Genomic DNA, 13,185 nt, shown 5'->3' on the forward strand with positions numbered 1-13,185 from the left:
GTGGGCGGATCGGGCGGGGCGTCGCGGCGGTGGTGGACGGATCGGAGAGAATGCCCGGATGAACGAGCTCGCGATCACCGTCATCGGCCGGGACCGGCCGGGCATCGTGGCCGACGTCGCGGAGGTGCTGGCCCGGCTGGGCGCTAACCTCACCGACAGCACGATGACGCGGTTGCGGGGGCATTTCGCGATGACCCTCATCTGCACCGGCCCGGCCGCCGCCGAGGTCGAGGCCGCGCTGGCGCCGCTGGCGGCCGAGGGTCAACTGCTGGCGACGGTACGCGAGGTCACCCCGGACGGTCAGGTCCCTCCGGCGGGTGAGCCGTACGTGATGGCGGTGCACGGATCGGACCGGATGGGCATCGTGGCGGCGATGACCAGGGTGCTTGTGGACGCGGGTGGGAACGTCACGGATCTGAGCACCCGGTTGGCAGGTTCGCTCTACGTGGTGCTGGCGGAGGTCGAGTTGCCGGCGGGGGTGGCCGGGACGCTTGTGGACCGGCTGGATCGGACGGCTGCCGAGTTGGGCGTGGAGGTCACCCTCCGGCCGGCGGACCCGGATCTGCTGTGACCGGCGAGCAGAGCGGGGCGTACGTCGGGCTCGGCGGCTGGACGCCGGAGTCGTTGCCGGTCGAGGGTGAGCTCCGGGCGGTGGTGTCGGCCCCGAATCCGGTGTTGAGCCGGGCCGGCGGTGTGGTCGATCCGACGTCCGAGGAGACGGTCCGGTTGGCGGCCGATCTGGTGGCGACCATGCGGGTCTCGCCTGGGTGCGTGGGGTTGGCCGCGCCGCAGATCGGGGTGGACGCGCAGGTCTTCGCGGTCGACGTGACAGGGCATCCGAAGGCGGTCACCGTGCACGGGACGTTCGTGTTGTGCAACGCCCGGGTGGTCGAGGCCACCAGGTGGAAGCCGGGCCGGGAGGGGTGCATGTCGGTGCCGGACCTGACCGGGGACGTGAAGCGGGCCAGCCGGCTGGTGGTGGAGGGTGACCTGCCGGGCAGCGGGACGTCGGTGCGGCTGGTGACGGACGGCTTCGAGGCGCGGGCGTTGCAGCATGAGATCGACCACTGCGCGGGCCTGCTCTTCCTGGATCGTGTGGCCGGGGCGCACGCGGTCTACCAGCGCAAGGTCTACCTCTGAACGGGAGCCGGACCTGCCGTCCATCAGTCCTCAATGGAGGGTTGGGGCGGCGGGTCGGTGGTGCTCCGGCGCGTCGCGTCGGGCTGGTGGGTGTCGCGCGACTACCGTGGGGGGCATCATGCGTCTGACGGTCGGCCCCCTGCCACCCGCCGTGTACTGGCGGCGTCGCGTCGTCGTACTCGGAGCGGGGCTTCTCTTCCTGATTGTCCTTCTCTACTCCTGCACCGGCTCGGATCGCTCGGGCGGTCAGCCGAAGGCGGGGGCGCCGTCGGCGACGTCGGCCGCTCCGGGGGCCGGCGGGCCGGTGCTGACGCCGCAGACGGGGGCGCCGTCGGTGCCCGCGTCCGCTGATCCGGACACCACGACACCGAGCCCGGAGATCACCAGCAACAACCCGCCGCTGGGCGCCGCTGCCGGTTCCGTGGACGACGGCACCTGCACCGACGCCGAGATCAGCGTGACGGCCGTGGCGCAGCCGGTCACGGCGCAGCGCGGGACGGTCGTCAACCTCCAGCTCAAGATCAAGAACATCTCCGACCGGACGTGCAGCCGCAACGTCGGCGCCGACCTTCAGGAGATCTTCATCAAGTCCGGTGCCGAGAAGGTCTGGTCGTCGGACACCTGCGGCAAGGCCAAAGGCTCAGACGTGCAGTCCTTCACGCCCAACTTCGAGCGCTCGTACGAGGTGGGCTGGAACGGCCGGGACACCAGCCGCTGCGGCGACAACGGCCTGGCGGCCGGGCCGTTCCCGCCGGCGGGGAGCTACCAGGTGCTGGCCCGGGTGGGCGGCAAACTCAGTGCGCCCGTGAAGATCACCGTCACCGGCTGAGCCGGATCAGACGTACCGCTCCAGGATGGACGCCTCGGCGAGCCGGGACAGGCCTTCCCGGACGCCCCGGGCGCGGGCGTCGCCGACCCCTTCGACGGCCTGCAGGTCTTCCACGGTCGCGCCGAGCAGCCGCTGGAGGCTGCCGAAGTGCAGCACCAGCCTGTCGACCACCGCCACCGGCAGCCGGGGCACCTTGGCCAGCAGCCGGAAGCCGCGCGGGCTGACGGCGGCGTCCAGCGCGTCCGATGCGGCCGGGTAGCCGATCGCCTTGGCCACCGACACCAGGTCGATCAGCTCGGTGGCGCCGAGCAGGTCCAGCTCGACGAGCGCCTCGTCCAGGGTGCGGGACTTGCGGCCGATGGGGAGGTAGTCCCGGATGACGAGCGTCCGGTCGGCGTCCACGCCGGCCATCAGCTCGTCGAGCTGGAGGGCGAGCAGCCGGCCGTCGGTGCCCAGCTCGACCACGTAACCGGCGATCTCGTCGGCGATCCGGCGGACCATCTCCAGCCGCTGCACCACCGCCACCGCGTCGCGGACGGTGACCAGATCCTCGATCTCCAGCGCGGAGAGCGTGCCGGAGACCTCGTCCAGTCGGAGCTTGTAGCGTTCCAGGGTCGCCAGCGCCTGGTTGGCGCGGGACAGGATGGCCGCCGAGTCGTCGAGCACGTGGCGCTGCCCGTTGACGTAGAGGCTGATGATCCGCATGGACTGGCTGACCGAGATGACCGGGTAGCCGGTCTGCCGGGCCACCCGCTCGGCGGTGCGGTGCCGGGTGCCGGACTCCTCCGTCGGGATCGACGGGTCGGGCATCAGGTGCACGGCCGCCCGGACGATCCGGGTGCCGTCGCTGGAGAGCACGACCGCGCCGTCCATCTTGCACAGCTCACGCACCCGGGTCGCGGAGAACTCCACGTCCAGGGGGAAACCGCCGGTGCAGAGGCCCTCGACGACCTTGTCGTACCCGAGGACGATGAGCGCGCCGGTGCGGCCGCGCAGAATGCGTTCCAGGCCGTCGCGCAGCGCGGTGCCGGGCGCCATCAGGGCGAGGTTGGCCCGCAGCGGATCCCCGGCGCCTCCGGCGGCTCCCGCGGTCACGCTCACGCTGATCGGGCGGGCGGGCGAGCCCACGGCGCCGGTGCGGGCATGGGGCGGCGCGCCGGCTGGCTTGGTGGTATCGCGGTCGATCGGCACGGGCACAGTCTACGGACTGCCGTGCGGTGGGTGCTGTCGTGGTTACTGTGATGTGTCACGATGCCGCCCTTTCCCAGGTTTCCCGCTTGCGGTGGCCTGTCCGGTATCGCCCTCCCCGCCGGCACGGTGGGTCACTCGGCGGACGCGCGCGCCGCATGTTGCAGCGCCGAACGGACGTCGGTGACCTCGGTCACCCGCATCTGTTCGGGGCCGGCGCCGGTGCTCGCCGGGCCGCAGCCGGGTGGCACCAGGGCGACCTTGAACCCCAGCCGGGCCGCCTCCGCCAGCCGACGTGGCACCGCGCCGACCCGACGCACCTCGCCGGTGAGCCCCACCTCGCCGATCGCCACCAGGTGCGGCGCGATGGCCAGGTTGAGACCGCCGGAGGCGACCGCCAGGGCGACCGCCAGGTCGGCGGCCGGCTCCACCACCCGGATGCCGCCCACGGTGGCCGCGAAGACCTCCCGGTCGTGCAGGGTCAACCGCTCAGTACGACGTTGCAGCACAGCGAGGACCATCGCCAGCCGGGCCGAGTCGAGACCGGAGACGGTGCGTCGGGGCGAACCGGCCACCGTCGCGCCGATCAGCGCCTGCACCTCGGTGACCAGGGCCCGGCGCCCCTCCATGGCCACTGTCACGCAGGTGCCCGGGACCGGCTCCGAGTAGCGGGTCAGGAACAGCCCGGACGGGTCGGCGAGGCTGCTGATGCCGCCCTCGTGCATCTCGAAGCAGCCGACCTCGTCGGCCGCGCCGAACCTGTTCTTGACGCCGCGCACCAGGCGCAACGAGGAGTGTTTGTCGCCCTCGAAGTGCAGCACCACGTCGACCAGGTGCTCCAGAACCCGGGGCCCGGCGACCTGGCCGTCCTTGGTGACGTGCCCGACCAGCACGGTGGCGATGCCCCGCTCCTTGGCGACCGACACCAGCGCGGCGGTGACCGCACGGACCTGGGTCACCCCGCCCGGCACACCCTCGGTGCCGGTGGTCGAGATGGTCTGCACCGAGTCGAGCACCAGCAGCCCCGGCTTGACCGCGTCGAGATGCCCCAGCACCGAGGCCAGGTCACTCTCGGCCGCGAGGTAGAGCTGGTCGTGCAGGGTGCCCATCCGCTCGGCACGCAACCGCACCTGGCTGACCGACTCCTCACCGCTGACCACCAGCGACGGGCTGCCGGCGCCGACGGCCCACTGCTGCGCCACGTCCAGCAGGAGGGTCGACTTGCCCACGCCGGGCTCGCCGGCGAGCAGCACCACCGCCCCCGGGACCAGGCCGCCGCCGAGCACCCGGTCCAACTCGCTGACGCCGGTGGGCCGCGCGCGGGCCGGAGCGGCGCTGATGGTGGCGATCGGTCGGGCCGGCTCGGACGGCATCCGCGAGCTCACCACCCGGCCGGAGACGGTCGGGCCGGTCACCGTCGACTCGACCACCGAACCCCACTCGCCGCACTCCGGGCAGCGCCCCACCCACTTGGGCGGCTGGTGCCCGCAGGCGTCGCACTCGTAGGCCGGACGCGGCTCGCGTGCGGCGGACCGAGCGCGGGGGGCACCGGCCGTGCCGCCGCGCGGAGAGGTCGATCGGGAGGTGGTCACATCAGGACGCTAGCCCTCTCGTACGACGAAAACACCCCGGCGTGGTGGTCACCACGCCGGGGCGTTCGTCGATGTCGGGATGGGGTCAGTCGTGGGTCGTGCCGCCCTCGCCGCCCTCGTAGCCGCCCTCGCGCTCGATGATCGGCGACGGAGGCGCAGCCGGGGTGAGCGGCACGGCGATCGGCGCCTGGCCGGTGACCGTGTTGCCGTTACCGAAGTCGAAGGTCACGAAGACGTTCTGGCCGGAGCGCAGCGCCTCGTTCAGGCCGATCAGGCGGAGCTGGGTGGTCGCCTCGGAGTTGAGCTGGAGGTAGCTCAGCGGGGCCAGCTCGATGCGGGCCGGCTGACCCGGCGCGGCAGGGCTGGCCGAGCCCGACGCCCGCGCCGACTCCGGGGCGGACGGCGTGGCCGAGGACGACCCGGTCTCGGAGGGGGTCGCGGAGGGGCTGGCCGAGCCGGACGTCGACGGGCTGGCCGAGCCGGACGGGGACGGGCTGGCGGAGGTCGACTCCGAGGCGGACGGCGACGGGCTCGCCGAACCGCCGCTGATCACCACCTCGCGGGCGCTGTCGGTGGTGACGGTTACCGTCACCGTCTCCTTCGAGTCGTTGTAGATCACGGCGTTGAGCGGGGCGTCCTGACCGGCCCGGTAGCCCTCGGCGCCCGGGTAGTCGACCAGCAGGCCGCGCACCGAGAACGAGCCGTTGCTGGTCGTGAGGCTGACGCCCTGGACCGAAGCCTCCTTCTGGGCGGTCTCGGCGATCTGACCGGTGCCGCAGCCGGACGCCAGCAGGCTGGCTGCCGCGATCCCGGACAGCAGCAGGGCCGCCCGCCGGGATCCCCTGATCGAGCGCGTCACGTCGGTCCTCCTCGTCACAATCCCCACCCGGCCTCCACGCCGGGCACGGTGGCCATACCCGCGCAGACCGCGCTCCAGGGTAGTTGGAGCTGATCGAGGCCCGCACACGGACCCGGCAATGCCACCTGCCCGGGTGCGGGTCAGACGACCCGACCGCTCGCCACCAGCAGGACCACGTCGACGAGGGCGATAAGCATGACTCCCCGGAAGGCGGCCACCGGCCGCCGGCCGGCCCGGAGCGCGTAGCGTCCGGCGTACCAGCTCAGCGGCGGCACCACGGCGGCCGCGCCGACCGCCGCGACGCCGACCACCGACGGCGGCCCGGGCGGCCCCACGACCAGGGCGGCGGTCGCCGCGAGCAGGAGCGCGGCGGCGGCGATCCGGCTGACGGCCGCGCCGAGGCGGTGCGGCAGGCCGCGTACGCCGGTGCGGGCGTCGTCGGCGAGGTCGGGGAGCACGTTGGCGAAGTGCGCGCCGGCGCCCAGGCACGCCGCCGCGACCAGCAGCCAGACCGGCGGGGCCGGCTCGCCGGGCAGCGCCAGCACGATGAAGGCGGGCAGTGCCCCGAACGAGAGCGCGTAGGGCAGCACCGAGAACGCGGTGGCCTTGAGCGGCCAGTCGTAGAGCAGCGCGGAGACCAGGGCGACGGTGAGCCAGAGCGCCGCCGTGGGGTTCGTGGTCAGCGCCAGCAACGGGCAGGCCACCGCCGCCGCCGCGGCGGCCCAGGCCGTGGTGCGCCGGCCGACCGCGCCGGCGGCGACCGGCTTGTCGGTACGCCCCACGGTGGCGTCCCGCTCGGCGTCCAGCGCGTCGTTGGTCCAGCCGACGGCGAGCTGGCTGGCCAGCACCGCGAGCACCACCGAGGCGATTCCGGACGGTCGGTGCCCCACCCCCCACGCCAGCAGACCGGCCACCATGGTCACCGCGGCGGCCGGTTCCGGATGGCTCGCCCTGACCAGCCCTAACACCCTCGACGACATAAGGGAAGTCTGGTCGTTACCGAGCAGTCGTGCCACGCTCGTGCCATGCGAGACGTGGCTGCGGCCCCGGCGTCCACCGGCCCCCGGGTGCTGCCGCGCAACGATCCGCGCCAGTACGACGACCTGGCCGGTGAGTGGTGGCGGCCGGATGGCGCGTTCGCGATGCTGCACTGGCTGGCCGAGGCCCGCGCGGCGATGGTGCCCCCGGCGGGCCGTCCCGACGCGCTCCTGGTCGATCTGGGCTGCGGCGCCGGCCTGCTCGCGCCGCACCTGGCCGGCAAGGGTTACCGGCATGTCGGGGTCGACCTGACCCGTTCGGCGCTCGTCCAGGCCGCCGAGCACGGGGTACGCGTCATCCAGGCCGACGTCACCGCCGTCCCGCTGCCGGACGGCTGCGCCGACGTGGTCTCCGCCGGCGAGCTGCTGGAGCATGTGCCGGACTGGCCCCGCGCGGTGGCCGAGGCGTGTCGGCTGCTGCGTCCCGGTGGGCTGCTGGTGCTGGACACCCTCAACGACACGGCGCTGGCGCGGCTCGTCGCGGTACGGATCGCCGAGCGTCTACCGACTGTGCCGTGCGGCATCCACGATCCACAGTTGTTCGTGGACGCTCGCCGGTTGGTGGCCGAGTGTGCCCGGCATGGCGTCGACCTGCGGCTGCGCGGCATCCGACCGCAGGTCGGCGGTCTGCTGGCCTGGCTGCTGCGGCGGGCCCGCGCGTCCCGGTCCGCCGGTACGGCGCCGGCCGGCCGGGCGCCGCGCATCGTGCCGACCCGATCCACGGCCGTGCTCTACCAGGGCCGGGGGGTCCGCAACGGATAGTCGGGTCGTGGCGGGGGTAAGGACGCCGAGGAGGGGGCGATATGACGGTGCATGCGCTTGAGGCGGCCCGCCGGTTGGCGCCGCGGTTCGCCGCACGGGCGGCGGAGCACGACCGGGACGGCTCCTTCCCGGTGGAGGACTTCCGTGACCTGCGGGAGGCGGGCCTGTTCGGGCTGATGGTGCCCCGGGCGCTTGGTGGTCTCGGGGCCAGCTTCGCCGAGTACGCCGCCGTGGCCACCGAGCTTGCCCGGGGCAACGGCGCGACGGCCCTGGTGTTCAACATGCACGCCTCGGTGACCGGCGCGCTGGGAGCGGTCACCGAGGAACTGGCCGAGGCGCTGGGTGTGCCGGACGAGGCGTTGGTCGCCCGGGACCGGCTGCTCACCGCCGCAGCGCAGGGCTCGTGGTACGCGGTTGCCATGAGTGAACGCGGTGCCGGTGCCCGGCTCTCGCAGTTGAGCACGGTCTACGAGGCGACCGACGGTGGCTGGCACCTCAAGGGCAGTAAGACCTTCTGCTCGGGGGCGGGGCACGCCGACGGCTACCTGGTGGCCGCGCGCAGTGCCGCCGACCAGTCGGTGGTGTCCCAGTTCCTGGTGCCGGCCGGCGACGGGTTGACCGTCGAGCCGACCTGGGACGCGCTCGGCATGCGGGCCACCTCCTCGCATGACATGCACCTGGACGTCACCGTGCCGGCCGACCGGCTGCTCGGCGGCGTGGAGGGGTTGGCCCTGGTGGTCGCCCAGTTGATGCCGCACTGGCTGGTGGCGAGCTACGCGGCGGTCTACGTGGGGGTGGCCCAGGCGGCGATCGACGCGGCGGCCGAGCACCTCAACGCCCGCAACCTGGCCGGCCTGCCCGCTGTGCGGGCACGGCTGGGGCGGGCGGACGCGGCGACGGCGGCGGCCCGACTGGTGGTGGCCGAGGCGGCCCGCCGGGTGGACGAGGAGCCGGGTGAGGCGGAGACCAACCGGTGGGTGTGGCGGGCCAAGTTGCTGGCCGGCACCACGGCGGCCGACGTGGCGGCCTCGGTGCTGGAGGCGGCGGGCACCTCGGCGACGCGACGCGGCCATCCGTTGGAGCGGCTCTACCGGGATGCCCGCTGCGGGTCGCTGCACCCGGCGACGTCGGATGTCTGCGCCGACTGGCTCGGCATCGCCGCGCTGGGCGGCGACCCGGACCGCGACGGATCGGCTCCGCGTTGGTGAGCCGGCGCGGCTCAACTGACGTGGGGGAACGGCCGGGCACGATGGTCGGCGGAACGGACCGGGGGAGGACAGCTTCGGACGAGAGGTGGGGATCGTGCCCGTACCAGTGATCGCGGGGCTCGGGGTGGCGCAGCCGCCGTCGGCCTCCCAGGACGAGTTGTGGGAGAGCTTCTTCTCCCGGCACTTCTCCGGCACCACCCGGTCGTTGGCCGAGCGGATCTTCGCGCATTCGGGGGTGACCCGCCGTCAGGCTGCCGTCAATCCCCTGCTGGAGGACGTGTCGGACTGGCCGACCGAGCGGCGGATGCGCCGCTACCAGGTGGAGGCGCTGCCGTTGGGCAAGGAGGCGGTCGGCCGCGCGTTGACGGCGGCCGGGCTGGGCGCCGGCGACGTGGGGTTGTTCATCGTGTGTTCCTGCACCGGGTACGCCACCCCGGGGCTGGACATCCTGCTCGCCCGGGACCTCGGCATGGCCCCGGACACGCAGCGGATGTTCGTCGGTCACATGGGCTGCTACGCGGCGCTGCCGGGGCTGGGCGCGGCGAGTGACTTCGTCACGGCCCGCGGCCGTCCGGCGCTGCTGCTCTGCGCCGAGTTGACAAGCCTGCACATCCAGCCGTCCAGCGCCCGGGTGGACACCCAGCAGATCGTCTCGCACGCGCTCTTCTCGGACGCCGCGGTCGCGGCCGTGGTGGTGCCGGGCGGCCGGGGGTACGCGCTGAGCGAGGTCACCTCGGTCACGGACACCTCCACGGCGGACCACATGACCTGGGACGTGACCGACGCCGGTTTCCGGATGGGTCTGTCGCCGAAGGTGCCGCAGGTGCTGTCCCGGCATGTGCGCGCCCTGGTGGACGACCTGCTGGCCCGGCACGGCACGACCCGTTCCGAGGTGGACGGCTGGGCGGTGCACCCGGGTGGGCCGAGGATCCTCAACGTGGTCGAGCGGGAGTTGGCGTTGCCGCCGGAGGCGCTGGCGGCGTCCCGGGCGACGCTCGACGAGCACGGCAACTGCTCCTCGCCGACGGTGTTGCTGATCGTGGACCGGCTGGCCCGTGCGGCTCCCCGCCGGATCGTGATGCTGGCGTTCGGTCCCGGTCTCACCCTGTACGCTGCCCTGCTCGATCGACAGGAGTGATCGTCCGCTACCCCGGCGGGTACGCTCACCACCATGGACATGGCGGACGACCGGCTGCGGTCGGCGGTGCTGGTCGGGGGGACCCTGGCCGTGCTGGCGGTGGGCGGCTGGTGGTGGCGGGCGGCTGCGCCCGCCCCGATGGCCGGGCCGGTCGGCCCGCCGTCGGACGAGCCGAGCGTCAGCACCGAACTGGAGCGGGCGCTGGTCTCCGCCGCCCCCGGTGAGCGGGTGACCGTCTGGGTGGATCCCCAGACGGGCGAGGCCGTGCGGGTGCCGAGCGGTTCGAGAGTGGTGATCGACTCGGCGACGGGCGCGATCACCGACATCGAGGGCGATCAGGGGGTGCTCTCTCCCGGGAGTGACCTGCCCTCGTTCCGCGAGACGGTCTGGCGGGAGGACAGGGAACTCACGCCCGGCCAGGGGCTGACCCGGCAGGCTGCCGACGACGGCTCCCGTTATCTGCTCCAGTACCGGTGCACCCGGCCCGGAACGATGGCGGTGACGAGCACCGGGGCTGAGATCGCCGGCCCGTCGCGTATCGACTGCGACGGCTCGGTCGCCTCGGCCGAGGTGTTGCCCGGCGGCGGGCCGTTCCGGGTGTCCCTGTCGGCTGTCGGTGACCAGCCCATCGTCGCCCAGGCGCAGCTCATCGGCCTGCCCCCTCGCTAGCCCGGGCCGGTCAGGCGGCCAGGGCGCTGAGGTCTTCCCGGTACGCGTCGATCGGCCCCAGTTCGGGAAGCACCCGCGTGACCGTGCCGGCGCGGTCGACAAGCAGCGCGGTCGCGGTGCCGGGGCGGGCCGGCTGGCCGAGGAACGAGCGCAGTCCGCCGGCGGGGTCGGCCAGCGCCCGGACGCCGTGCACCGGCGGTGGCGTGACCGTTCGCCCGCCGGTCACGGTGACCACTGTCACTCCGGCGGGTGCCGCCGCCACGGCCTCGGTGACGACGTCCGGGCACGGGCAGCCGTCCACGAGAATGATCATGGCGGGGAGCAGGCCGCGCAGCGGCACCGGCGCCTGCCCGGCGTCGACCAGGTCCAGCGCGGGCAGCGCCCGACCGGTGAGGGTCACGGGCGGGACGGAGGGCGTCGAGGTCGGCCGGTCGGTGCTGCGGGGAGCGCGTGGCCAGGTGACGGCAAGAAGGCCGGCCAGCGTGGTGAGCAGCGCGATCAGCAGGACCAGCATCGGCAGGACCAGGACGCGGTGCGGTCTGGGTGACCCGGCGGCCCGGCGTAGCTCACGGCGGATCTGGGCGGCCTCGTCGGCGAGCGCCGAGGCGTCGTCGGGGACCACCACCCGACCCCATTCGGGGGGCAGGTCGGGCAGACCGTCGGACGGCCCGTGGCCCTCTGCGTCCGGCTTGCCCATCGGACCCCCTGGAAGCGTCTCGAGAGCGGACTGCTGTTTCGACCTCCAGCGTCCCGCACGGGGGCACCTCTCGCCACACCTGGGCGCGATCGCGCAAGGAGGGATACCATGAGGTGAGCGCATAGCCCTTGATCTCGACGTTCTGTTCACCCGTACCGGGCAGTCATCCGTACGTTACGGAGCGTGTTCGAACCATCGGTTTGACCGCCTGTCAAGCTGAAGAAAGACCTCTCACAGGGCCCCTGAGCTGCGCCAACAGTCAGGACATCGGTGAGACATCGGTGCCTGACCGTGTTATCCTAGACACAGCGAAAGGGGTTTCGAACCTATGGTTTTCAGTGTCGGCGAGACCGTTGTTTACCCCCACCACGGGGCCGCACTCATCGAGGCAATCGAGACTCGGGTCATCAAGGGCGAGCCTAAGCAATACCTCGTCCTGAGGGTCGCGCAGGGTGACCTGACGGTCCGGGTGCCTGCCGAGAACGCCGAGATCGTGGGCGTACGCGAGGTGGTCGGCGAAGAGGGCCTCGGCAAGGTCTTCGACGTTCTCCGGGCTCCGCACACCGAGGAGCCGACCAACTGGTCGCGGCGTTACAAGGCCAACCTGGAGAAGCTGGCTTCCGGCAACCCGCTGAAGGTCGCCGAGGTCGTGCGTGACCTGTGGCGTCGGGAGCGGGAGCGGGGTCTTTCGGCGGGTGAGAAGCGGATGCTCGCCAAGGCCCGCGACATCCTCGTCGGCGAGGTCGCGCTGGCGGAGAAGAGCACCAAGGACGAGGCGGAGACGCTGCTCGACAAGGTCCTTACCGAGGCCTAGTCCGCACAGCATCGTCGTACCCGATTCGTAGCGAAGAAACCACCGAGGACCGCGACGTGACCGCGCAGCTCAACCCGCGCGGTGACGTCGCGGTCCTCGTGCCTGCGGCGGGCGCTGGCGTACGGCTCGGCCCCGGCCGACCCAAGGCGCTGCGCCTGCTCGCGGGCGAGCCGCTGCTGGTGCACGCCGTACGGCGGTTGGCGGCGGCGCCCTCGGTGCACACGATCGTGGTGGCCGCGCCGGCCTCCGAGGTGACGGCTGTCCGCGAGCTGCTCGCCCCGGTGGCGCCGGTGATCGTGGTGCCCGGTGGCGCGGAACGGCAGGCTTCGGTCGCCGCCGCACTGGCCGCGGTGCCCGACGGGCCGACGATCGTCCTGGTGCACGACGCCGCCCGCGCGCTCACCCCGCCCGAGCTGGTGGAGTCCGTCGCGGCGGCGGTCCGCGACGGGTGTGCCGCGGTGATCCCGGTGCTGCCGGTCGTCGACACCATCAAGGAGGTCGGCGCGGGCGAGGTGGTGCTCGGCACCGTCGACAGGTCCGCCCTGCGCGCCGTGCAGACCCCGCAGGGTTTCCGCCGGGCGGTGCTCACCGCGGCGCACGCCGCGGCCGGTGATCCACTCACCGACGACGCCGGGCTCGTCGAGAAACAGGGCGTCCCGGTGAGCTGCGTACCCGGCTCGGAGTACGCGCTGAAAATCACCCGCCCGTTCGACCTGGCGCTGGCGGAGCACCTGCTCACCGCCGCCGGTTGACGCGTACCCTCTGATCATGATCGTTCCCCGGGTGGCCATCGGCACCGACGTGCACGCGTTCGAGCCCGGCCGGCCCTGCTGGGTGGCGGGCCTGCTCTGGCCCGACCAGGACGGCCTGGCCGGGCACTCGGACGCCGACGTGGCCGCGCACGCCGCCTGCAACGCGCTGCTCTCCGCCGCCGGCCTCGGTGATCTCGGGTCCGTCTTCGGGATCGGCCAGCCGGAGTGGGCCGGGGCCTCCGGGGTGGCCCTGCTGACCGAGACCGCCCGCCGGGTGCGGGCCGCCGGCCTGGAAATCGGCAACGTGTCCGTGCAGGTCGTCGGCAACCGACCCAAGATCAGTCGTCGTCGGGAGGAGGCCCAGCAGGTGCTCTCCGCCGCCGTCGGCGCCCCGGTGACCATCTCCGCCGCGACCACCGACGGTCTCGGGTTCACCGGCCGCGAGGAGGGGTTGGCCGGCATCGCGGTGGCGCTGGTGTACGACGCTCCGGACGCCTAGG

The 13,185-nt window shown here is 73.2% G+C and carries 15 protein-coding genes; 10 read left to right on the plus strand and 5 right to left on the minus strand.

What is annotated here, in order from left to right; translation table 11 throughout:
- Positions 1 to 58 precede the first annotated feature (58 nt).
- The 3 genes from FHG89_RS04295 to FHG89_RS04305 all read left to right on the plus strand — a co-directional run bounded on the left by FHG89_RS04295 (position 59) and on the right by FHG89_RS04305 (position 1,969).
- On the plus strand, positions 59 to 571 hold the full coding sequence (locus FHG89_RS04295; protein WP_139582965.1) for a glycine cleavage system transcriptional repressor: 513 nt from the start codon (positions 59 to 61) through the stop codon (positions 569 to 571).
- On the plus strand, positions 568 to 1,140 hold the full coding sequence (locus FHG89_RS04300) for a peptide deformylase (protein ID WP_139582967.1): 573 nt from the start codon (positions 568 to 570) through the stop codon (positions 1,138 to 1,140). The genes FHG89_RS04295 and FHG89_RS04300 overlap by 4 nt, the downstream gene beginning before the upstream one ends.
- Positions 1,141 to 1,258: 118 nt before the next feature.
- A complete protein-coding gene (locus tag FHG89_RS04305; RefSeq protein ID WP_139582969.1) occupies positions 1,259 to 1,969 on the plus strand; it encodes a hypothetical protein in 711 nt (236 codons plus the stop codon).
- Between the two features lie 6 nt (positions 1,970 to 1,975).
- Here the strand turns inward: FHG89_RS04305 and disA are convergent, their stop codons facing one another.
- The 4 genes from disA to FHG89_RS04325 all read right to left on the minus strand — a co-directional run bounded on the left by disA (position 1,976) and on the right by FHG89_RS04325 (position 6,588).
- The gene (gene disA / locus FHG89_RS04310) at positions 1,976 to 3,160 is read right to left on the minus strand and encodes a DNA integrity scanning diadenylate cyclase DisA (RefSeq protein WP_139582971.1); all 1,185 of its coding nucleotides are present in this window, start codon (positions 3,158 to 3,160) and stop codon (positions 1,976 to 1,978) included.
- A 131-nt stretch (positions 3,161 to 3,291) separates the two neighbouring features.
- Positions 3,292 to 4,749: a DNA repair protein RadA gene (gene radA / locus FHG89_RS04315; protein ID WP_139582973.1), complete on the minus strand. Its 1,458-nt coding sequence runs from the start codon at positions 4,747 to 4,749 to the stop codon at positions 3,292 to 3,294.
- An 85-nt stretch (positions 4,750 to 4,834) separates the two neighbouring features.
- A complete protein-coding gene (locus FHG89_RS04320; RefSeq protein ID WP_139582974.1) occupies positions 4,835 to 5,608 on the minus strand; it encodes a hypothetical protein in 774 nt (257 codons plus the stop codon).
- Between the two features lie 140 nt (positions 5,609 to 5,748).
- On the minus strand, positions 5,749 to 6,588 hold the full coding sequence (locus FHG89_RS04325) for a UbiA family prenyltransferase (RefSeq protein WP_139582976.1): 840 nt from the start codon (positions 6,586 to 6,588) through the stop codon (positions 5,749 to 5,751).
- A gap of 45 nt (positions 6,589 to 6,633) precedes the next feature.
- Between FHG89_RS04325 and FHG89_RS04330 the strand changes: the two genes are divergently transcribed.
- The 4 genes from FHG89_RS04330 to FHG89_RS04350 all read left to right on the plus strand — a co-directional run bounded on the left by FHG89_RS04330 (position 6,634) and on the right by FHG89_RS04350 (position 10,422).
- Positions 6,634 to 7,407 carry a class I SAM-dependent methyltransferase gene (locus tag FHG89_RS04330; RefSeq protein ID WP_139582978.1) on the plus strand — a complete coding sequence of 258 codons (774 nt, stop codon included), beginning with the start codon at positions 6,634 to 6,636 and terminating at the stop codon, positions 7,405 to 7,407.
- 41 nt (positions 7,408 to 7,448) lie between these two features.
- Positions 7,449 to 8,615, plus strand: a complete 1,167-nt coding sequence (locus FHG89_RS04335) for an acyl-CoA dehydrogenase family protein (protein ID WP_139582980.1) — start codon at positions 7,449 to 7,451, stop codon at positions 8,613 to 8,615.
- 94 nt (positions 8,616 to 8,709) lie between these two features.
- Entirely contained in the window at positions 8,710 to 9,753 is a 1,044-nt protein-coding gene (locus tag FHG89_RS04340) for a type III polyketide synthase (RefSeq protein ID WP_139582982.1), read from the plus strand.
- Between the two features lie 33 nt (positions 9,754 to 9,786).
- Positions 9,787 to 10,422, plus strand: a complete 636-nt coding sequence (locus FHG89_RS04350; RefSeq protein WP_167517339.1) for a hypothetical protein — start codon at positions 9,787 to 9,789, stop codon at positions 10,420 to 10,422.
- Between the two features lie 10 nt (positions 10,423 to 10,432).
- Here FHG89_RS04350 and FHG89_RS04355 read toward each other — a convergent pair whose 3' ends face one another.
- The gene (locus FHG89_RS04355; RefSeq protein ID WP_139582987.1) at positions 10,433 to 11,119 is read right to left on the minus strand and encodes a hypothetical protein; all 687 of its coding nucleotides are present in this window, start codon (positions 11,117 to 11,119) and stop codon (positions 10,433 to 10,435) included.
- Positions 11,120 to 11,447: 328 nt separating this feature from the next.
- On the opposite strand from FHG89_RS04355, the gene FHG89_RS04360 reads away from it, so the two are divergent.
- From FHG89_RS04360 to ispF, 3 genes are read left to right on the plus strand one after another with little or no spacing between them, the layout of a single operon-like run.
- Positions 11,448 to 11,933, plus strand: coding sequence for a CarD family transcriptional regulator (locus FHG89_RS04360; RefSeq protein WP_007073334.1), 486 nt, complete (start codon positions 11,448 to 11,450; stop codon positions 11,931 to 11,933).
- A 56-nt stretch (positions 11,934 to 11,989) separates the two neighbouring features.
- Positions 11,990 to 12,685: a 2-C-methyl-D-erythritol 4-phosphate cytidylyltransferase gene (ispD, locus tag FHG89_RS04365; protein ID WP_139582989.1), complete on the plus strand. Its 696-nt coding sequence runs from the start codon at positions 11,990 to 11,992 to the stop codon at positions 12,683 to 12,685.
- A 13-nt stretch (positions 12,686 to 12,698) separates the two neighbouring features.
- Positions 12,699 to 13,184, plus strand: a complete 486-nt coding sequence (gene ispF, locus FHG89_RS04370; RefSeq protein ID WP_139582993.1) for a 2-C-methyl-D-erythritol 2,4-cyclodiphosphate synthase — start codon at positions 12,699 to 12,701, stop codon at positions 13,182 to 13,184.
- Position 13,185: the final 1 nt, after the last annotated feature.

It is taken from the genome of Micromonospora orduensis (assembly GCF_006228125.1).
In the GTDB taxonomy this organism is placed as follows: domain Bacteria; phylum Actinomycetota; class Actinomycetes; order Mycobacteriales; family Micromonosporaceae; genus Micromonospora; species Micromonospora orduensis.